The 22260-nt window shown below is 54.1% G+C and carries 15 protein-coding genes; 7 read left to right on the top strand and 8 right to left on the bottom strand.

From position 1 onward, the window contains the following. Window positions 1-535: 535 nt before the first annotated feature. The gene (locus tag O0S10_RS00215; RefSeq protein WP_268923870.1) at window positions 536-3151 is read left to right on the top strand and encodes an InlB B-repeat-containing protein; all 2616 of its coding nucleotides are present in this window, start codon (window positions 536-538) and stop codon (window positions 3149-3151) included. Between the two features lie 443 nt (window positions 3152-3594). Here O0S10_RS00215 and O0S10_RS00210 read toward each other — a convergent pair whose 3' ends face one another. The 7 genes from O0S10_RS00210 to O0S10_RS00180 form a co-directional block, all read right to left on the bottom strand. Then, entirely contained in the window at window positions 3595-4254 is a 660-nt protein-coding gene (locus O0S10_RS00210; protein ID WP_268923869.1) for a DUF4013 domain-containing protein, read from the bottom strand. Between the two features lie 311 nt (window positions 4255-4565). After that, the gene (locus tag O0S10_RS00205; RefSeq protein ID WP_268923868.1) at window positions 4566-5165 is read right to left on the bottom strand and encodes a DUF4013 domain-containing protein; all 600 of its coding nucleotides are present in this window, start codon (window positions 5163-5165) and stop codon (window positions 4566-4568) included. A 143-nt stretch (window positions 5166-5308) separates the two neighbouring features. Continuing rightward, the gene (locus O0S10_RS00200; RefSeq protein WP_268923867.1) at window positions 5309-6118 is read right to left on the bottom strand and encodes a DUF4013 domain-containing protein; all 810 of its coding nucleotides are present in this window, start codon (window positions 6116-6118) and stop codon (window positions 5309-5311) included. An 84-nt stretch (window positions 6119-6202) separates the two neighbouring features. Further along, window positions 6203-7696, bottom strand: a complete 1494-nt coding sequence (gene purH, locus O0S10_RS00195; protein WP_268923866.1) for a bifunctional phosphoribosylaminoimidazolecarboxamide formyltransferase/IMP cyclohydrolase — start codon at window positions 7694-7696, stop codon at window positions 6203-6205. A gap of 60 nt (window positions 7697-7756) precedes the next feature. After that, entirely contained in the window at window positions 7757-9691 is a 1935-nt protein-coding gene (gene uvrB / locus O0S10_RS00190; RefSeq protein ID WP_268923865.1) for an excinuclease ABC subunit UvrB, read from the bottom strand. A gap of 100 nt (window positions 9692-9791) precedes the next feature. After that, entirely contained in the window at window positions 9792-10457 is a 666-nt protein-coding gene (tpiA, locus tag O0S10_RS00185; RefSeq protein ID WP_268923864.1) for a triose-phosphate isomerase, read from the bottom strand. 16 nt (window positions 10458-10473) lie between these two features. Beyond that, window positions 10474-10989, bottom strand: coding sequence for a multiprotein bridging factor aMBF1 (locus tag O0S10_RS00180; RefSeq protein WP_268923863.1), 516 nt, complete (start codon window positions 10987-10989; stop codon window positions 10474-10476). A gap of 152 nt (window positions 10990-11141) precedes the next feature. Between O0S10_RS00180 and O0S10_RS00175 the strand changes: the two genes are divergently transcribed. Then, window positions 11142-12425 carry a proteasome-activating nucleotidase gene (locus O0S10_RS00175; RefSeq protein WP_268923862.1) on the top strand — a complete coding sequence of 428 codons (1284 nt, stop codon included), beginning with the start codon at window positions 11142-11144 and terminating at the stop codon, window positions 12423-12425. A gap of 160 nt (window positions 12426-12585) precedes the next feature. Then, window positions 12586-12810 carry a hypothetical protein gene (locus O0S10_RS00170; RefSeq protein WP_268923861.1) on the top strand — a complete coding sequence of 75 codons (225 nt, stop codon included), beginning with the start codon at window positions 12586-12588 and terminating at the stop codon, window positions 12808-12810. A gap of 37 nt (window positions 12811-12847) precedes the next feature. Here the strand turns inward: O0S10_RS00170 and O0S10_RS00165 are convergent, their stop codons facing one another. Next, window positions 12848-14644, bottom strand: coding sequence for an InlB B-repeat-containing protein (locus O0S10_RS00165; RefSeq protein WP_268923860.1), 1797 nt, complete (start codon window positions 14642-14644; stop codon window positions 12848-12850). A gap of 1296 nt (window positions 14645-15940) precedes the next feature. Between O0S10_RS00165 and mutS the strand changes: the two genes are divergently transcribed. From mutS to O0S10_RS00145, 4 genes are read left to right on the top strand one after another with little or no spacing between them, the layout of a single operon-like run. Then, window positions 15941-18550, top strand: a complete 2610-nt coding sequence (mutS, locus tag O0S10_RS00160; RefSeq protein WP_268923859.1) for a DNA mismatch repair protein MutS — start codon at window positions 15941-15943, stop codon at window positions 18548-18550. Next, on the top strand, window positions 18550-20367 hold the full coding sequence (gene mutL / locus O0S10_RS00155) for a DNA mismatch repair endonuclease MutL (protein WP_268923858.1): 1818 nt from the start codon (window positions 18550-18552) through the stop codon (window positions 20365-20367). Before mutS ends, mutL begins: the two co-directional genes overlap by 1 nt. A 3-nt stretch (window positions 20368-20370) precedes the next feature. After that, on the top strand, window positions 20371-21483 hold the full coding sequence (locus O0S10_RS00150; RefSeq protein WP_268923857.1) for a FecCD family ABC transporter permease: 1113 nt from the start codon (window positions 20371-20373) through the stop codon (window positions 21481-21483). Continuing rightward, a complete protein-coding gene (locus tag O0S10_RS00145) occupies window positions 21480-22253 on the top strand; it encodes an ABC transporter ATP-binding protein (RefSeq protein WP_268923856.1) in 774 nt (257 codons plus the stop codon). The genes O0S10_RS00150 and O0S10_RS00145 overlap by 4 nt, the downstream gene beginning before the upstream one ends. Window positions 22254-22260: the final 7 nt, after the last annotated feature.

Genomic DNA, 22260 nt, shown 5'->3' with positions numbered 1-22260 from the left:
GCTATTATATTTTGCGCTGGGACCGGTTCTGCTCCAAAAATCTCAACGTGTACAGGATATCTGATCGGTTTTTTCCGGTTTTTTTCGCGGTGATTTTGTTTGGGGGATCTACAGAACGTCTGGCCTTCAGCCTGTTTACCTCCGGCAAAGTGCGTAATTCACACATATTCGCGGAAGATCAGCGAAAGAGGGAGAATGGGATGGAGTTGATATACTATCGTAAGAGGATATAATACTCCAGATAGGATAAAGATATCCTTTAACCACCTCGAAATACGAATTGACACCCGATTTGCCACAGCTTCATCTTTCCGGAATGGGGGTTCATTTCGGTTTTTTTACTTTTTTCCGACGTACTGATCATGGTGCGCGACAATATTTTTTGTCGGTATTGTCGATCATTTTTGTTTTTGTGTTGTTTCGTCCCCGTATTTTTGTATCCTCTTACGATAGGATAGCATCCTGAGATTCATTCGCGTTTCAGCTCCGTATTCACCGTATTTTTCGGGAACTATTCCTATTCTGAGGAATTTTCATGAAGTCAATATGTGTCCAGGAGCGTGTGTTCTCCGCGCTCCCGATAAATTCTGTTCTGCGGCGCGGGATGTTCGCCGCCGCAGTTCTGCTGCTGTTTGCGGTGGTGTGTGCCGTACCAGCGGCGGCCTCCGCGGATGATGCGGTGGTGTTCGATGGCAGTGGCGATACGTTTGACACCGCAGAAAAACTTGCAGAAGCGCTCGGCGATGGTAACGCAATCCTATCCGGCGACAGCACGCTCAAGCTTCTGAAGGACATCAAGGTCACCGGTACGATCAACATCACTGGTGACATGACCATCCTCAGTGACGGCATCACCATCTGGCGTGGTAAGAACGACATCACCCTCATCGAAGTCACCGGTGGAGCCCTCACGCTCGGTGACGGCTCATCGAAGCTGACCATTGACGGACAGAAGGATACGTTCGGTACAAATAAGGAATCTCTCATCTCTATCAGGAATGGTGCATCCTGTACGATGAATGCCGGAGTTACGCTCACTAACAACTACGCGGAATATGGCGGCGGGGTATTCGTCAATGATGGCAGCACGTTCGAGATGTCCGGTGATGCAAAAATCTCCGGCAACATCGCCAGTTATGCCGGCGGCGGGGTATACGTCACCGGCAGAGGCACATTCACGATGTACAGCGGAACGATCTCCGACAACAGAGCGGCTCATGGCGGAGGGGTATACGGCAATATGGGCAGCACGTTTACGATGACCAGCGGAGAAATCTCAGACAACAAAGCGGGTTATGGCGGCGGGGTACACGTCGATGGGGGCACGTTCACGATGAACGGTGGAACGATCTCCGACAACAGAGCGGCTCATGGCGGAGGGGTATACGGCAATATGGGCAGCACGTTTACGATGACCAGCGGAGAAATCTCAGACAACAAAGCGGGTTATGGCGGCGGGGTACACGTCGATGGGGGCACGTTCACGATGAACGGTGGAACGATCTCCGACAACAGAGCGGCTCATGGCGGAGGGGTATACGGCAATATGGGCAGCACGTTTACGATGACCAGCGGAGAAATCTCAGACAACAAAGCGGATTATGGCGGAGGGGTAAGGCTCTCCCAATGTAAGTTCCTGATGTCCGGTGATGTAAAAATCTCCAACAATATCGCGTACAACGACGGCGGCGGGGTATACATGGATGATGACACCACGTTCACGATGTCCGGCGGTGTGATTTCCGGCAACAACGCGAAGAACGGCGGCGGGGTATGCGGCAATGAGGGCAGTACGTTCGAAATGTCCGGTGATGCAAAAATCTCCAACAACACCGGGACCCAATACGGCGGCGGGGTACACGTCGATGGGGGCACGTTCACGATGAACGGTGGAGAGATCTCCGGCAACACTGGGTACAGAGGCGGCGGAGTATACGTCGATGGGGGCACGTTCACGATGACTGATGGAGAGATCTCCGGCAACAACCCCGATGATAAGGGCGGCGGGGTATTCGTCAATGAGGGCACGCTCACGATGTCCGGCGGTGTGATTTCCGGCAACATCGCCAGTAATGGCGGCGGCGGGGTATTCGTCAATGAGGGCACGCTCACGATGTCCGGCAGCGTAACGATCGCTGCGGACAACGAACTGTATATAGATAGTAGTTCTTCCTTCGTCATGGTCAACGGCACCTCATTTACCGGCAGTGCCACAAACATCACCGGTGATTCAAAAGTTATCACGAATGGCTACCTACTTATCAAGATCAATTCTACCTCCATCCTCACCGCATCGGAGATTCAGGACAAGTTCCAGCTCCAGAAGTCCCAGGAGTATACCCTCACCCCTTCTGACGATGACAAAAACCTCATCGTCACAGCTTTACCAGTGAAAATTATCACTGAGTCACTTCCTGCCGGCATGGTTGACGAACCATACAGCCAGGTCATCAATGCAACCGGTTCCTCACCGCTAACATGGACATACGATGAACCATCGCTACCGCCCGGCCTGACGTTGGAAGAGGTGGAAGAAAGACAGTACCGGATCTCCGGCACACCGACGGTGGCCAACACCTACACGTTCTGGATCAATGTAACGAACGGCCAGAATTCCTGCAACGAAACTTTCACCCTCACCATCAATGATCTCCCCGAGCCTGACCCACAGCCGCAGCCTTCGGTCGGTCCCTCCGGAGGCAGCTCCTCCGGTGACGGCAACATGGAAAACGCCTTCCGCGTCCTCTTCGACACCTCCGGCGGCAGCTTCATCAGCCCCGCCACCGGCCTCTCCTACGGCGACCGCGTGACAAAACCCGCCGACCCCGTCAAGGACGGTTCCACCTTTACCGGCTGGTACAAAGATGCAGGGCACACACAACCCTGGGACTTCGCCGACGGCATTCCGGGCGACATGACCCTGTATGCAAAATGGACCAGCACCACGGCAACCACCCAGCCGACAATAACCGCGACCACTGCCGCAACCGGAACTGTAACACAGATTCCCGTAACTGCGGCCACCACGACAACCCCGGCGGCAACAACCGCCACAGAACCCCGCCGCACCTTAGTCCAGACACCCGCACCTGTGTTCGGCGTACTGGCAGGACTCCTTGCCGCGGGAGTTCTCCTTAGAAGAAAAACGTAAGAAGAGCAGAACCGCTCTTCCTCATTTTTGTACTGGCATCACCGGCGGCACAGAACACGCCACGCCTGTATCCAGGCGGCACGCGCCGTCTCCGGACCTCCTCCAACAATCGTAAACTCATGGGTCCGGAACACGGCACCGGCAGACCGGCGCCTCTCTGTACCTTGCAGAATCACATGCACGGTAGGGACCGTGCATAGCGCCAGAACCCCGGACAGCAGCATCTGCGGATGCAGAAAGCGTGTTCGCCGAAACCGGTATCCTGCCAGCAAAGTAACGGGATTTTGTATCGTATGACGTGGTCACCTCGGTAGCTGTTTTCGGGAATCTTCAGCATGTGATTTTACCCAAGACACCAATCCAATCAGACAATCCGAACAAACTTAGACATTTGAAACAAAACCGCCAGAACAGAAAAAAGAAAAAAATTGAATGAACCGGTTTTACGCGGACTCGTACAGCTGGGCGAAGTACCGTGCTTCCCAGATGGCCAGGAACGGAGCAAAGATCAGCATCAGAATCAGACCGATGATCACAAGCGCCAGCAGGAAGAAGATGAAGAAGATGACCGCAAAGATGATTGCAAGCACAATCCAGGACAGGATGTAGTGCACCCAGCCGATCTTACCGATGATCTTAAAGATCTCGCCAAACTGGAATGCTGCACCAAGGCTCTCCTCCTTTGCAAACCGGACGATTGCCATCGTTCCCATGATACCAAAGATGATGGAAACAATCAACGTAACGATCACACCAATGATACTGACTCCCGCCGTGAGTGCGGTAAGTGATCCCATCGGGTCCATCGGATTGATTGCATAAAGGGATGCACCAAAGATCATACCGACAATCGCCGGGATAATACCATAAATAATCGCGATGATGACCAGAAGGATACCATCAATCAGCATCTTAATCCATTCGCCGAGTTTTGCCTCGCCGCCGCGGTACACGCGAACAATAAATCCGAGCAGGAGCAGCCAGCCGATGAACGGAATGATACACAGGATGATAAGAATAAGCCAGTCAACCCAGTTTCCGAACAGTCGGTTCTTCGCAAAGTCCACAGACTTGTTCAGGTTTTCTACAATACCAATAGACATAAATTTCCACCTCTTTTTGTGGTTATAGATACATCTGCGTCTTTCTATATATAAGTATCTCATAATTTTGTCAGACAACGATTGAATATCAGTCGGTTTCGCAAACCAATGCATTTTTTCGTGATTTTCCCCTCCGAAAAAAACCCACGAAAAAATACCTGAAAACAGGGCTATTTCAAAAACTTACCACAATATGATGGAAAATTCGGCAATTGGTAAACATCAATTCGTCCGAACATCCAAACTGCGCGGAAAAAAAGAGTCAGGGAAAAAAACACCGCAGCCCCTCCCCTCCCCTCCTCCCGCACATCTTATGCGGACTCGTACACGTTTGCATAATATCTGGCAAAACCGATCAGCACAAACGGCGTCAGAAGTGCCATAATCAGCCACCCGATACCACCAAGGAAACCACATACCGCGCCAAGAACCCACATGATAATATAGGCAACAAGAACCGCAATCAGATAGCTCAGCCAGCCGATCGAAGCGATCTTCGTAAAAACCGCACCAAGCTGAAATGCATCACCAAAACTTCCCTTTGCAAACCGGATAAGGGCAATAATCAGCAGCAGTACAAACAACAAGGAGACAACAAAGGAAACCACAATCGTAACAATATTTTCAGCACCAAACAGCACGCCGAAAACGGCGGCAACAACTGCCGGAATAATCAGGTACACAACCGCGATGATAAGCGCCTTCACACTATCGATCACCAGTTCGACCCAGTCCCCGATGGCGAACTTATTCCGGAACACCCTCACCGCAAAACCCGGCAGAGTCAGCAGATTCACAAGCGGAATAAGTGCACACACAAACAGAACCACGTACGTTATCCACTTTCCAACCAGATTGTCCTTTGCATACTGAAAGGACTTGCCAAGATTATCAGTCACATCAATTGTCATACACATTCACCTCCCGGGTGAACAAAAAATATCTTGCCACGTCACACATATACCTGCCGGAATGCGAAACAAACAGCAGACCTCAGTCAGTATACGCTGACAACAGTTTTTGAAAATTACATAAAACAACAAAAAAAAGAGGATTACTCCTCAAGAACTGCGGGTGCGGACGCGGCAACCGCCGACTCATACAGATTCGTAAAGAACTTTGCCTCCCAGATGGTCAGAAGCGGCATAACAACAAGTAACAGAACCCAGCCGACCACCAGAATCACCAGCAGAATGACGCAGATAATCAGAAGAACAACGCCGACAACAATAATGTTGCCCAGATACCGCAGCCAGCCGATCGTCGCAATAACGTTGAACAGTTCCTTCATCTGGAACGCCGCACCAAACCGCTGCTCCTTGGCAAACCGGATCAGCGCCATGATCAGTACCATACAGGTGATCAGCAGCACAACGAACCGGATGACCATTGAACCAAGAACAAATGCCGCATTGTCCATGGGACCGAACATCAGCAGCACGGATATCACAATATATGGAATACAGTACACGAGCGAAATGATCGTTGCCAGCAGACCGTCAAGGAACATGCCGCCCCAGGAACCGAGCTTCAGCTCACCGCCGCGGTACACCCGCAGAATAAAACCTGTCCACAGAATACTGAAGATGAGGGTAAAAATCACACCGATACACAGAGCAGCCAGCGAAAATGCACCAACCACTCCGGCAAAAGGAATGCTCTCCGGAAACAGAGTCGCCGAACCCGGAGCAATTGCCTCCATGGACGCAGCAATAAACCCGAACAGACCAACAGCCATCAGGACAGCCCCTGCCAGTGTCAGCAGACAGATCGTGATCAGAATTACCCAGTCGCTGAAAGAATGCAGCGCCTTGTTTGCGTACTCATACGAACCGCGAAGGTTCTCTACAATACCAATAACCATACTTTTATGCACCTCTTTTTGGAGATACCAAATACTGTGCCCCAAGAGTATATACAAATTGTGCACGACGTTAAAAAAAAGAAGTTAATGCCGGAAATGCCGGGTTCCGGTAAACACCATCGCAACACCCAGCTCATCCGCCTTCGCAATAACCTCATCATCACGGATCGAACCGCCCGGCTGAATCAGCGCGGTTGCCCCGGCAGCCGCTGCGACCTCCAGTGTATCCGCAAACGGCAGGAACGCATCCGACGCCACAACCGTATCCTTCATCGTCCGGCCGAACTCTGCCGCCTTCATCACCGCAATCTTCGCCGAATCCACACGGTTCATCTGGCCGACACCAATACCCACCAGCTCGGTTGCATTTGAGTACACAATCGCGTTGCTCTTCGCATACTTCACAATCTTCCAGGCAAACCGCATCGCCGCAGTCTCCGCCGCGGTCGGCGCACGTTTGGAGACAACCGTCCACCCCTCTTCATACGCCGGAGTTCTCTGCACCAGCACCCCGCCGTCGATCGTCCGCAGTTCATCCGCCGGAACCTCCGGCGGGAGAAGCAGAAGACGCATATTCTCCTTTTTCCGCATAATTTCCCGTGCCTCATCGGTAAAGGACGGGGCAATCAGCACCTCCACAAATGTGGAACAGATCTCCTCTGCAACATCCTTTCCGACCGGACTGTTCATCGCCACAACCGAACCGTAGGCAGAAACCGGATCAACCTCGCGTGCCTTGAGATAGGACTCAAGCTGGGTTGCGCCCGTCGCAACCCCGCAGGGATTGTTGTGCTTCACAATAACTGTTCCGGGGGACGGCAGTTCGCGGCAGAGACTGACCGCGGCGTGCACGTCCAGATAATTGTTGTAGGACATCTCCTTCCCCTGCAAAGCCGTCTGACCGGCAATCCCGGACGTTCCGTACACCGCAGCTTTCTGGTGCGGATTTTCCCCATACCGGAGATGGCGGCCGTTGGCAAACTGCACCGTATAGGTTGACGGGAACTCGGCACCGATACCATTCAGATAGTTCGAGATTGCTGCATCATATGCCGCAGTCCGTGTAAACGCCTTTGCCGCAAGACCAAGCTTCTGCTCATACGTAAAGCCGCCGCCGTTCACCGCATCAATCACCATCGGGTAATCACTCGGATCCACAACCACCGCAACATCCTTAAAATTCTTGGACGCTGCGCGGATCATCGCCGGCCCGCCGATATCCACAAACTCGATCAGCTCGTTGAGCGGCAGATTCTTTTTTGACATCTCCTCAAACGGATAGAGATTGACACAGAGAATATCAATCCCCTCAATACCGTGCTCCTGCATGACCGCATCATCTGTACCGCGGCGTCCCAGCAGTCCTCCATGCACTTTCGGGTGCAGCGTCTTGACACGGCCATCCATCATCTCAGGAAAACCGGTATACTCCGAAACGTCCTTCACCGGAATTCCTGCCTCCCGAAGAGTCTTTGCGGTTCCACCGGAACTGAGAATACCGATATTTTTTGCTGCCAGGACTTTGGCAAGATCAATAATGCCGGTCTTGTCCCAGACCGACAGGAGTGCGAGAGTCATAACACATGTATATGGTTGGAAGAAGGTATTAATGGCATCGGGTTTCTGCCGGCAGGCGGCTCAAAGCCCGTCCCGCAACCCCTTGATCCTGTCCCGAAGCTCAATTGCCCGCTCGAAATCCAGCGAACCGGCTGCCGCCTTCATCTCCGCCTCAAGCTCAATGATAAGGTTTGGAATCTCCGACTTTGGCAGATGCTTGACATCTTTGATGTCAACTTCTTTTTCCCGCACCGGTTTTTTGATCGTCTTTGGAATAATGCCGTGCTCCGCATTGAACGCAATCTGCATCTCGCGTCTGCGGGACGTCTCGGACATTGCCACCCGCATCGACTCGGTAATCTTATCAGCGTACAGCACAACCCGTGACTCGGCGTTTCGTGCTGCCCGACCGATGATCTGAATCAGACTGCGGGAGTCGCGGAGGAACCCCTCCTTATCGGCATCAAGAATACCGATGAACCCGACCTCGGGAATGTCAAGACCCTCACGAAGCAGGTTGATACCGACCAGCACATCGAACATACCGAGCCGCAGCTGACGGATCAGTTCCGTGCGTTCCAGTGACTGAATGTCCGAGTGGAGATAGCGTGTCCTGATTCCCTGCTGTGCAAGATACTCGGTCAGCTCCTCGGCGAGTTTCTTGGTCAGGGTGGTAACCAGTGCCCGGTCGCCGCGTTCGATCACCGCATGAATCTCTTTGATGATATCGTCCGTCTGTCCTGCAATCGGCCTGACCTCCACAACCGGATCGACGAGACCGGTAGGCCGGATAATCTGCTCCACAGCACCCGCTGAATGGGACAGTTCATACTCGCCCGGCGTTGCCGAGACGAAGATCACCTGATGCATGTACTGCTCAAACTCAGGGAACCTGAGCGGCCGGTTGTCAAAGGCACTCGGGAGCCGGAACCCGTACTCAACGAGGGAAACCTTTCGAGAGTGGTCGCCGTTGTACATGCCGCGTACCTGCGGCAGCGACTGGTGACTCTCATCAATGACCATCAGGAAGTCGTCGGGGAAGTAGTCCAGAAGACAGTACGGTTTCTCTCCCGGGCAACGACCGTCGAAGTGGCGGGAGTAGTTCTCGATTCCCTTGCACGAACCGGTCTCCTCGATCATCTCAAGATCATACTGCGTCCGCTGCTTCAGCCGGTGGGCGGCAAGATCATCCAGCTCCCCGCGGGCAAGTACTTCGCTGAGTTCGGCACGGATCGATGCAAGACTGCGCTGCATCTCGGACTCTGGCGTTACGAAGTGGCGGGCCGGATATACATAGAAGTACTCCAGCCGCTCCTTTTCTTTGCCGGTGTTTTTGTCAACCTCTGCAATGCGGTCGATCTCATCACCGAACATCTCAATTCTGATGATGTCGTTGAAGTATCCCGGAATGATGTCGATTGTGTCTCCCTTGACGCGGAATCGTCCCGGCATCAGTTCGAGATCGTTTCTTTCAAAGAGAATGGCAAGCAGTTTTTCCATAATCTCGCGGCGGGAGATTTTCTGGCCTTTGCGGAGTTCAAATCCCAGGTTGCGGAAGTTCTCCGGATTACCGAGACCATAGATGCAGGAGACCGAGGCAACAATAATCGTATCGCGATGGGAAAGAAGTGACGCTGTTGCCGCAAGCCGCATCATCTCAATCTTCGGGTTGATCTGGGCATCCTTTTCGATGTACTGATCCTTTTTGGCGATATAGGACTCCGGCTGATAGTAGTCGTAGTAGGAGATGAAGTACTCCACGTGGTTGTTCGGGAAAAACTCCTTGAACTCATTGTAGAGCTGGGCGGCGAGGGTTTTGTTGTGGGCGAGAACGAGTGTCGGTTTCTGGACGTTCTGAATTACATTTGCAATCGTAAAGGTCTTGCCCGACCCGGTCACCCCCAGGAGCGTCTGGTACTGTTCGCCGTCTTCGATTCCTGCGGTCAGCTCGGCAATCGCTTCCGGCTGCGAACCCCGCGGAGCAAATGAGGAGCTGAGTTCAAACGTTCCTGACATCAGTAGTAATGATGTTGGTGCGGGACGATATTAGTGTGTGGGGATGCGGCAGGCAGGGGGTGGCAGTGTACGCAGTTCCGGACAAAAAAGAAAAAAATATTCAGATCAAAGATACCAGATCCCGCAGAACCGCTTCGGGATCCTTTGCCTTCACCACACTTGACGCAAGAAGAACCCCGTCGGCGCCAAGGGAAAGTGCGGTCTTCACACACTCGCCGGACTGAATCCCTGCACCGCACAGCACTTTTACGTCCGGATTCACCCGGTGCACCGCATCAACCGTTCCTTTGATAATTTCCGGATCTGCCTTTGCCACCGAGATGCCGGAACCGATCAGCTCCGGCGGCTCCACCGCGATATAGGTCGGGGCAAACGAAGCCGCAGCAGCAGACACCGCCACATTATTTGTACAGACCACCGACTCCAGATGGTGGAACTTTGCCGCAGCAACCGTCGCCTCAATGTCTGCAATCGACAGACGGCGCTCCGAATGATTGATCAGCGCACCCGTGCATCCTGCTGCGCGGACGGTGAACGCCGGAACACGGCCGGTAAACGCACCCTCAACCGGATCGATGTGCTGTGCATACACCGGAATTTCATAATGTTTGCAGAACGGGTGCAGCTCGGTAAACTGAGGGGCAACCCCGATGGTCACGCCCGACTCCTGCATTACCAGCTCTGCCGCAGACCCGATCTGGCCCGCATTATTGCCTGCTCCTTCCCGGTACGACTTGAAATTAATAAGGATAAGTGGGGATGCCATGATCGATTCGTCCCGCTTACTTCCGCTTCACCTGCAGAACATCACCAAGCGTTGTTGCCGCAACACCGCCCTGTTGGAGTGAATCGGAATCACTGCCGGTATCCAGAAGCTCAATACCAAGCTCTGCTTCCAGCTTCTTGCGTTCCGCCTCGGTCGGCTCACGCTCTCCGCGTTCCAGCTTCTTAATATCCCCTTCCTGCATCTTCAGAACAAAGGCAAGATCCTTCTGGGAGAAACCCTTTGCCAAACGCGCTGCTGCAATGCGCTTCGGGAAATCCTCAACAATATCGCCTTCCATATAATCAAACATATCGCGCTTGCGCGGTACTGCGGCTGATGCCGGCTGTGCGGGTCCTTTGCGCACAACCGTTGGCCTGCCAAATCCTGCAGATGCCGGCCGCGGTGCCTGGACCTCTGTGCCGAGTTTGGCACATTTATCGCAAACTTTCATTGGCTTTGCACCTTCAATCTGCACCAGTTTTCCTTTTTTGGTGAGAGGTGCACCACATAACTCACAGTATTCTGTTTGCATGATAAATTCGCCGTACTATATTATTTATTTCTACCACATTAACAATTCGGATACCGATACTTTTTAGAGAAGAATTTTCCCGAACATCAAAAATCCGATATCCATATGGGAAGCTATTTTACTCATATACACTGATATACCCGTAAGTTGCCATGTCAGAAACACCGGACATCATCTCGTCGTGTGCCAGAGAGTCAAATTCCGTAGACACGATCGCGGAAAAATCCTCGCACTCAAAGGAAAACGAACTTGCGTCTCTCCGGAAGGCAAACATCGCACTGGAGAGCAGAAACTTCGAACTCCGCGAGCAGGTCCGGCAGCTCCGACTCCAGAATGCGGCAGCAGAGTCACAGCGTGATCAGTACAAGCGCGAAATAAAGAAACTGCGCGATGAACTGAATGACTACCGCAGCCCGCCGCTTGTTCTCGGAACGATTGAGTCGGTTATTGATGAGACACATGTGGTGGTCCGAAGCACCACCGGCCCGCAGTTCCTTTCCCGGGTGAGTGAACATCTGGATCCAAAAGATATCATGCCCGGGACCCTGTGTGCTATGCACCTGCAGTCCTTCAGTATCGTGGATATCCTGCCGCCGAAATACGACTGTCAGGTATCCGCAATGGAAGTCATGGACACACCGACCATCACCTATGACGACATCGGCGGCCTTGAGGAGCAGAAGCAGCTGCTCCGCGAATCAGTGGAGCTGCCGCTCAGATCTCCGCGGTTGTTTGAGACGGTCGGTATTGCCCCGCCCAAAGGTGTTCTGATGTTCGGACCGCCCGGAACCGGCAAGACACTTCTCGCAAAAGCAGTTGCACATCATACCAAAGCATCATTTATTCACGTGGTCGGATCCGAACTCGTTCAGAAGTACATCGGCGAGGGCGCACGGCTGGTACGCGAACTGTTCCAGATGGCCAGGGAACGCTCACCGACAATTATTTTCATCGATGAGATCGATGCTATCGGTGCGGCACGCGGAAACGACAGTTACTCCCCGGGCGATCACGAGGTCAGCAGAACACTCATGCAGCTGCTTGCCGAGCTGGACGGATTTGACAACCGCGGCGATGTAAAGATCATAGGTGCAACAAACCGTCCCGATATCCTTGATAAAGCACTGCTCCGCCCCGGACGATTCGACCGCATCATTGAGTTCCCGCTGCCGGATGAGGAGGGACGAAAGACCATTCTTGAGATTCATACCCGAAAGATGAATCTCCGGAAAACGGTGTCGCTTGCAGATATTGCAAAAGAGACCGAGGGTATGAACGGTTCGGAACTTATGGCGGTGTGTGTGGAGGCGGGTATGAACGCTATCCGCACACGGCGGACGACGATAAGTTCCGAGGACTTTTCAAAAGCACTCGCAGCAGTGAAAGCCGGACGAACCGGGATTGTGGTCCAGCAGCCGGACGCAATGTACTCCTGACCGGAATGGTCACCCTTTCTAAGACCGACCTGTTTTCAGCGGGTGTTTGTGCGGTGACAGGTTGATTTCGTTTTTTTTTGTTGTGATTCCATCAAACAAAACCCCACAGGCCGCGGAATGAGTGAAAGTCTGTAACTGTTGCGGCCCTGCGGGTACCGGTATGGTAGTACCGGTTTCGGCGGACACGCCCCTATCGGCAGATGATGCTGCCGGAGATCGGGCGCGATGCACGGTCCCCACCGCGCGTATTATTCTGCAAAGTGCAGAGAGGCGCTGGTCTGCCGGTACCGTGTTCCGGACTCATGAGTTTACGATTGTTGGAGGAGGTCCGGAGACGGCGTGTGTCGCCTGCATACAGGCGAAGCGTGTCCTGTGCCGCCGGTAGCGGGAAGATGCCCGCGAAGAGGGGAGGGGAGAGGGAGTTAACCGAGGTATAACTCGATGCTTTTTCGGACACGGTCTTTGTTAAAGTCCCAGCGTTCGCGTCGTCCGGGGTCGCGATACCAGGCGGCTGTACGGAACAGTTCGGGAAGTTTGTCCGGGTTGATGTATCTGCCGTGCCATACTTTGATGCGGTATTCGCTGAGTTCTCCGCCGGAGGGGATGAGGAAGGTGACGGTGTGGCGGAGGAAGAGGAGGATGAGGAGCAGGATGGCGAGGAACAGGAATAGGATGCCGCCAAGGAGGGGCAGGATGCCGCCAGCGGGTTTGGTACCGGTATCGCTGGTGGGTTGTCCGGTGGGTTCGCTGGTCTGTTCCCCGGTGGGTGTTGGGGTTGCGGGCTGTCCGGTTGGTTCGGGGGTTATGGTTGCGGTGGGTGTAGGGGTTGTGGTCGCTTCACAGTTCCATTTGGCATACAATGTCATGTCGCCCGGAATGCTGTCGCTGAAACTCCATGCCTGGGTGCATCCTGCGTCTTTGTACCAGCCGTCGAAGGTACAGCCGTCCTTGACGGGGTCGGCGGGCTTTGTTACGCGGTCGCCGTAGGAGAGGCCGGTTTGGGGCGGGATGGTGCTGCCGCCGCGGGTGTCGAAGAGGACGCGGAAGGCGTTCTCCATGTTGCCGTCGCCGGAGGAGCTGCTGCCGGAAGGGGTGGGTACCGGGGTTTCCGGTTCAGGTGTACCGCCGCCGGAGGCGTCTTGGTAGGTCGCAGTGACGGTAACCGACATGGCAGGCATTGTGAAGGTAGTTGCACTGCTGAATGGATCGTCAAGGGTGGTAACGTCGTCCGTGACGACCCATTTGTCAAATACCTTACCTTCTTCAGACGTATTTGCGGTAATCCAAACCGTGTCTCCGGAAAAGTATGATTCACTGGTATTAGTAGTTCCGGTAATAACACCGTCGAGAATTGTTACCGTGTACGGAGTTTTCAGAATGAGGTTTGGTTCCTCCACCTGAAGCGTTATTTTCGGGTCCATCCTGCTGCCCAGAGCAAAGAATGGCCGCATGTTCTCTGCTGTTTTCGCTGTATCAGATACCTGAATCACAACCGTACCATCGCTCTTCTCTGCTGTTGTAATGTTCTTTGCACCCCCGTTGCCCGCCAGCGCTCTGGGGATGTTGATGAACGTACCGGTAGTCAGATAGACTTCAGAGGAAATATTGGCATTTTCGGACATGTTCAGTTCGCCTTCTACGTATACTCCGGCACCATTCTCCGTTGCATAGGAATCGGTGATTTTTGCTGTGCCTGATAGATTGAGGACTCCGCTGGTACCAACCATCACCCCGCCACCGATTTCGGCAGAGTTGCCGGAGATCGTGCCGTCGGACATGGTGAGACATCCCGTGTCGACTAAAACACCACCACCCTGTCCGGCAGAGTTGCCGGAGATCGTGCCTCCAGTCATGATCATTTCTTTTGCACCATCGTCGAGGGAGACTCCGCCTCCACCAAAACAGGCATATGTATCAGTACCCTTGTTACCTGTGATACTTCCCCCGCTCATCTCAAACGTAGCATTCTGGCTCAGATAGATACCGGCGCCACCTTTGGGAGCACCGGTATTTTCGGAGATGCTGCCTCCTGTCATGGTAAGAGTTCCTTGGGTAACATGAATGCCTCCGCCAGATGTCGTTGCTGTATTCCCTGTTATCTTGGCATCACCAGAAATGATGTTAACTCCCCCAACGATCTGAACATTCCCACTATCTGTAGTATGCGTAGAACTATTAGTAACCCTGATTCCTCCGCCATAGGCTGCAGTATTATTCATGATTATTCCCCCTGAAATAGTCACATTAGACCCGGGAATGCCCCACACCCCGCCGCCATCGCCAGATCTTACCATATTGTTGGAGATCTCACCACCGGACATGGTGAAGTTCCCACACACTCCCACCAATACCCCACCTCCGCCTTTACTTGCAGAATTATCAGAAATTATACCTCCTTTCATAATGAACTCTCCAGGTTCTTCCCAAAAGATATCATCTGTATCCGATTTATGACCCACAAATACAGCACCACAAACATTGTTTGACCCATCAATATTTTTATTGTTTATCAGGTGTCCGCCTTCCATGGTAAATGTAGTTCCACTTGGAACTGAGACAAGAGGTCCCATAATTAGCATGCCCTCTTTTGTTCCATCAATGGTAAGTACCCCGGTACCATTATTCCGAATAGTAAGAGCACCATATGAATACGGGGAGAGATGAAACAAGGACTGCATCACGGTACCACGGAATATAGTATAGTTCGTATCTTCAGGAACCGTAAGAATAACATTGCTTTGAACCAGGATTCCATCCGTCTCCTCGGACCAAGCCGAAATCCCGGTAATGTTATTCCCGATGACAATAACAGTACCGTCGTTGCTAGCGTCCATTAATTCGCGAGATAAGTCGTCGAATGTCATGACATACTTTGTCTCTGCCGATACTGCGGGCACCAGACACAGCCCGCAAAGCAGAAGAAGTACACATATCCATACCACACAGTGCGGAGTATCCTCCGCACGCTTTTCGGGACACGAATGTCCGCCACCACGTAAACACATAATTGTTCCTCCGGACAGTGGTCACACACGTACGCACACACACGAATCACTTGAATATGTGATGACCACTGAATCCTATGACAAGAGAATTTATCCGGAAATTGTCCTCCCTCCAAAATTGAGGAAATGAACCGATTTTGCGTGGATAAATGAGGAATAGATGCAGTCAAAAAAAATCACAAAAAAAGTAGGATATAATATTGCGGACGCAGTCCGGCAGGTCTTCCCTCCCTATTTCTGTGTCGTATGCCGAATTCACAGAGGAATTACGAGTATATTTAATAAGAGTATGTATATATCATATTGTCATAGGATTCAATGCTCGTCTGTTTTTTTTTGAAACTCCGGTCCATAGGCGGCCCGCGTATTCTCTCTGGAAAAAACCCGTACCAAAAAAATCCAGAACAATTCACTGAACCTCTTCCAAGACATTCGGCACACATCCGGACAACTGCAGCAAAACCAAACCAACCTCTTCAATAACATAAAAACGAATACATATTTTCACCTATGGTCTCCCAGAAAAAACTCACTCCTGCAATGGAACAGGTCCGGATGTTCAAGGAACAGTACCCGGACTGTATCCTCTTTATGCGGATGGGCGACTTTTACGAAACCTTCTGGGAAGACGCAGAAATCTGTGCCCGCGAACTTGACATCGTCCAGACCTCGCGGTCCAAAGACCCGGACGGAAACCCGATTCCCCTCGCAGGCATTCCCTATCACGCCCTCGATCTCTATCTCCCCCGGATGATCCGCAAAGGCTACAAAGTTGCCATCTGCGAACAGATCGAGGACCCCAAAACCGCGAAGGGCTGTGTAAAGCGGGATGTCATCCGCGTAGTCACCCCGGGCACGGCAATTGATACCGGTATCGTGGACACCAGTGCCGCACATTATTTACTGGCGCTTGCAACGGATGCAAAAGGCCGGGCCGGTCTTGCGTTTCTGGATATTACCACCGGTGAGTTCTTCGTCGAAGAAATACCTCTTGAGGAAAACAACGCCTCGCTTGCAACCGAGATAGAACGCTACACACCGGCGGAAATATTGGTGCCGCAGCAGATACCGGCGGACCTCATCAGCTTCCTTGCCGGATGCGGCCGCGTCATCACCCCCGGACGCGCCGGTCTCTTTACCGACGGGGAATCAGCGCTCTGCAACGCCTTCGGCGTTGCATCGCTTGACGGCTACGACTGCGCCGACTCCCCGCTCTGCATCAGTGCCGCCGCCGCCGCTCTCCGGTATGCAAAAGAGACGCAGAAAACCGCTCTTCCTCATATCAACGGATTTTCCCGCAGACACGCGGACGATGCAATGGTGCTGGACGCAATCACCCTGCGCAATCTGGAAATTCTCTCACCACTGCGGGGAGACCGCAACGACACCACACTGTTCGGATTCCTGAACCGCACCAAAACACCGATGGGCAGCCGGACCCTGCGCAGTACCGTAACCGTTCCGCTGCTTGACGCAGACGCCATCAATCTGCGACTGGACGCCGTGGAATTTTTCACGGACAGGCCCGTGCTGTGCAAAACACTGGACAGCATCCTTGCAAAGGTTGCCGACATTGAGCGGATTGCAGGACGCATTGCCTACGGCAACGCATCCCCTCGCGACCTTCTGTCGCTTGCCGCAAGCCTTTCCCTCCTGCCTGAAATCGGCAGAGAGATCGGCAGCACCTCCGGCCTTCTGGCAGACCAGCTTGCCCGTATCCCGGACTTTACCGGCGTCGCCGAGTTAATCACCTCCGCACTCATCGACGATCCGCCCGTGGTGTACCGCAACGGGAACGTGATCCGTTCCGGCTACAACGCCGACCTTGACCAGCTCCGCGAAGTTCTTGCAACCGGCAGAGACTGGATCGCAGAACTGCAGCAGAGCGAACGCGACCGGACCGGTATCAAATCGCTCAAGATCGCCTACAACAACGTCTTCGGCTACTACATCGAGGTAACCAAAGCGAACGCGGACAAAGTACCGCCCGAATACGAACGCAAACAGACCACCGTAAACGGCGAACGGTTCACCCTTCCGGCGCTCCGCGAACGCGAAGCGCTGATGGCGCAGGCGGACGACCGGATTCTCGCCCTGGAAATATCCCTCTACGAATCCCTGCTTGCAACACTCCGCGGATATGTGGCCGATCTCAAAGAGGCGGCGGAAGGAATTGGTACCATCGACATGCTGACTGCGTTTGCCGAACTTGCATCGGCGAACCGGTATATCCGGCCCGATTTCTCCGCAGGAGTTGATCTGCTGATCCGCGACGGCCGTCACCCGATCGTTGAGGACTCTGTACCGGGCGGCTACGTCCCCAACGATACCGAGATGAACGCATCCGGCGATCAGATTCTGATTCTGACCGGTGCAAACATGGCCGGAAAGTCAACCTACATGCGCAGCGTTGCCCTAATCTGCATCATGGCACAGATCGGATGCTTTGTTCCGGCACGTTACGCAAAAATCGGCATGGTGGACCGGATCTTTACCCGTGTCGGGGCATCCGACGATCTTGCCGGCGGCCAGAGCACATTCATGGTGGAGATGCTTGAGTTAGCCAACATCCTCAACAACGCAACCGACAAAAGCCTGATTCTTCTGGATGAGATCGGGCGGGGGACAAGTACGGTGGACGGATATGCAATTGCCCGGGCGGTACTTGAGTATCTGCACGGAAAAGGAGCGAGCGGTCCCCGGACACTGTTTGCCACGCACTTCCACCAGCTGATTGGTATGGAACAGGAGTTCCGCCGCATGAAGAACTACCACTTTGCCGTAAAAGAGGATCAGCACGACATTACTTTTCTGCGAAAACTGATTCCGGGAGCAACCGACCGGAGTTACGGTATCCATGTGGCACGGATTGCCGGTGTTCCGAAAAAAGTACTGACCCGTGCAGAGGCGATCCTCAATCAGGCGCTCCGCGAAGATGCAGGTTCCGGCGGCAGAAAATACTACACACAGATGCTTCTGGTTGATACGGCCTCCGAACCGCTGACGCCCGCGGTCTCGGCGGTTGAGGAACGGGTTCGCGAGGCGAACATCAATGAGATGACACCGATGCAGGCGCTGATGTTCATCAATGAACTCAAGTCAATGTTAGAGAGGAAGTAATGGGCGTAATCACCGTTCTTGACGAGGAAACCATCAGCCACATCGCCGCAGGCGAGGTGGTGGAACGTGCCGCATCGGTGGTAAAGGAACTGGTGGAAAATGCAATTGATGCCGGGGCACACCGGATCAAAATCGATCTTGCGGCGGACAAGACCGCCGTGACCCGCGTTGCGGTCACGGACGACGGGTGCGGGATGGAAAGTGACGATGCACTGCTTGCGTTCCGTCAGCATGCGACCAGTAAAATCTCCCGGCCTGCGGATCTTGCGGCAATCGGCACACTCGGATTCCGGGGCGAGGCAATGGCGAGCATTGCCGCGGTCTCACAGGTGACGCTTACCACCAAAAAGCATGGTTCCGAGAGTCCGGAAGCAACCCGCGTAGTGATTCACGGCGGAGAACTCGTCGAACATACCGCGACCGGAGCACCGGAAGGAACGAGCGTTGTCGTCGAGGGACTTTTTTACAACACGCCCGCACGGCGGAAGTTTCAGAAGACGGTCGCAACCGAGCTTGCCCACATCTATGATATGGTGGAACGGCTGGCGCTTGCGCACCGTGACATCTCGTTTGTACTTTCCTATCAGGGAAAGGAACGGCTCCGTACCTACGGCAACGGCAGTTTTTTAGATGTGATTGCAGCGGTGTTCGGGCAGTCGTTTGCCAAAGAGCTGGTGCCGGTTGCAGGGATGTACGGGATTGTGAAGGTCGAAGGGTTCGTGACCCGGCCGGGTTGTGAGATGAAGAGCACGCCGAGCCGGTTTTATCTTTCGATTAACCGGCGGCAGATCTCTTCCCGCCCGCTTCAGTGGGCGGTGCGTGAGGGATACGGAACTCTTCTGCCGAAAGGGATGTACCCGGCGGCGTTTCTGGATCTGGAGATCGATACCCGCGATGTAGATGTGAATGTGCATCCGACAAAAAAGGAGGTGCGGCTGTCCCGTGAGCGGGATGTGCAGACCGGCGTTCAGGACGCGGTGTACTGTGCTCTTCATGAGACGCGGGTGTTTGCAGCATCGGCAGAACCGGATCTTCCCGTAACTCCCCGAACCGCAGCACAAACAGCAGCGGCAACACTGCCGCTCTATGTTCTGGGTGAATCGGTTTCCCCGTATGAGCGGCGGACAGTTCCGCAGAAGACAGAATCTGCATCCCCGCAGCTGCCGCCGGCTGCGGCGCTTCGGCAGACGGATAAACAACTGCGGCGGACAGAACGTTTTGACCCGCCGGAGACGACAGAGTTTGTACCGGAGGTTCTGGGACAGATTGCGGACACGTACATTCTTGCCCGCAGCGAGACCGGCGATCTGGTGGTGGTCGATCAGCATGCGGCACATGAACGGGTGATGTATGATCTCCTGCTCGCCCGACAGGAGAAGGGACTGTCCGGTCAGGAACTGATCGTTCCCGTACAGCTGAAGCTCACAAAAAAAGAGGCGGCGGCTGTTCCTGACCTGCTTCCGGTACTTGCAGATGCAGGTTACACGCTTGAACCGTTCGGGAAGGATGTCTGGATGGTGCGCACCGTTCCGGTTGTGTCGGCATCGCTCGGCGATCCGGCGGTGATTCATGAGATCATTGCCCAGGCACTGGACAAGACCTCCTCCGGTGGTGAAGAGAGCGTGCTTGACCGCGTGCTGAAAACGGCGGCGTGCCGGTCGGTGGTAAAGGGGGCAACACCGATGACGACGGAACAGATGCAGCGTCTGCTTCGCCAGCTGATGGCAACCCGGTCGCCGTACACCTGCCCGCACGGCAGACCGACAACGATCGTACTGACGAAGGAACGGCTTGCGGCGATGTTTCTGCGGACGTGACCTATGCCTGAACATCCGATAGCCAAACTCTACCGCACCACGCAGAAGCGCAAGCTCCTCATCTTCGGTGCACTCCTCCTCCTGCTCATCATCGCCGCCGTCATCGCCTGCGGTATCGGGACGGTTGCCATTCCTCCGGCGGACGTTCTGGCAGCCTTCGGTCATGCGATTCTCCCCGGCCTCATCGACGCTCCCGCAACCGCCAACGCCGGATTCATCATCACCGGCTACCGGCTGCCCCGCATCCTGCTCGCCATTCTTGCAGGCGTGAGTCTTGCCGTTGCCGGGGCGGTGATGCAGGGGCTTTTGCGCAACCCGCTCGTCAGCCCCTTCACCCTCGGCCTGTCCTCTGCGGCATCCTTTGGTGCCGCGTTCATGATCGTCCTCGGCCCGATCCTCTTCGGCGCCGCATTCGCAGGCGCCGTAACCATTGCGGGCATCACCTTCTCTCTTGATACGGCACTCCTCATCCTCTCCGCATTCCTTTTCGGCTGGATGAGTGTCGTTCTGGTGTATCTCATCTCCCGTACCAGACAGACCTCGCAGGCCATCATGATTCTTGCGGGCGTCGTCATCGGCTACCTGTTTCAGGCAGGTCTTCTGGCGTTACAGTACATCTCTGACGACGAAGCGCTCCGCGACATCGTCACCTGGCTCATGGGCGGTATGTGGGGCGCAAACTGGCAGGCGGTCATCGTCCTTCTGCCGATAGTTCTCCTCTGTTTCCTGTTGGTTGAACGGCGGGCATGGGATCTCAACACCCTTTCCGGCGGTGACGACGTGGCAAAAAACCTCGGCATCAACGTCCCGCAGTTTCGGATCCGCGGGCTTATGATCGTCAGCTTCGCCGCATCCGCCTGTCTTGCATTTACCGGCGTGATCGGATTCATCGGCCTCATGGCGCCGCATATTTGCAGAATGATTGTGGGAAACGACTACCGGTACCTTCTTCCGGCCTCCGCAATAATGGGCGCACTGATTCTCCTTGTTTCCGACACCGCGGCCCGCAGCCTCTTCTCGCCGGTTGAAATTCCGGTCGGCGTCATCATGTACATCCTCGGCGGTCTCTTCTTCCTCTACCTTATCACGCGGGGACACGGGAGGTATCTCGGATGAAAATTGCAACGGAATCCGTCTCGCAGAAGTACGGAAACGTACCGGTTCTGCACGACATCAGCTTCACCGCGGATGCGGGCGAGGTCGTCGCACTGCTCGGACCGAACGGTTCGGGCAAATCAACGCTGATCAAAACCATCGCCGACATTCTCCCGCCTGCATCCGGAAAAATTCTGATCGACGGAACCGATGCATCCGCACTCGATCCGATCGACCGGGCGAAGCTGATCGGTTACGTCCCGCAGTACTTCCATTACACACCGTTCACCACCGTGCTTGACACGGTGCTGATCGGACGGCGGCCCTACATGAGCTGGTCGGTCACCGACGATGACCTTGCGGTGGTGGACAACAGTCTTGCAACGATGCATGTCACCGATCTCGCCGGACGGTTCGTGAACGAACTGTCCGGCGGTCAGCGGCAGCGGGTGTTCATCGCACGGACCCTTGCCCAGCAGCCGGCGTTCTATCTTTTCGATGAACCAACGAGTTCCCTTGACCTGCGTCACCAGCTGGAGACCGTGGCAACAATGCAGAAGATTGTCCATGAAGAAAAGTCCTGCATGATTATCGCCCTGCATGATCTGAATCTGGCTCTGCGGTACACGGACAAAGTGGTGATGCTCAAAGACGGCAGAACCTACGCCTGCGGAACACCTGAGGAAGTGCTGACGGAAGATGCAGTCCGGGATGTGTACGGCGTCTGTGCCGAGATTGTGGAGAATTCCCACGGCAGATTTATTCTCTCCTATGCCCCGTCCGATGTGTGAGAAGATT

The organism is Methanocorpusculum petauri, assembly GCF_026891975.1.
GTDB classification, from domain to species: domain Archaea; phylum Halobacteriota; class Methanomicrobia; order Methanomicrobiales; family Methanocorpusculaceae; genus Methanocorpusculum; species Methanocorpusculum petauri.
This window is presented reverse-complemented; position numbering and strand designations above follow the sequence as displayed.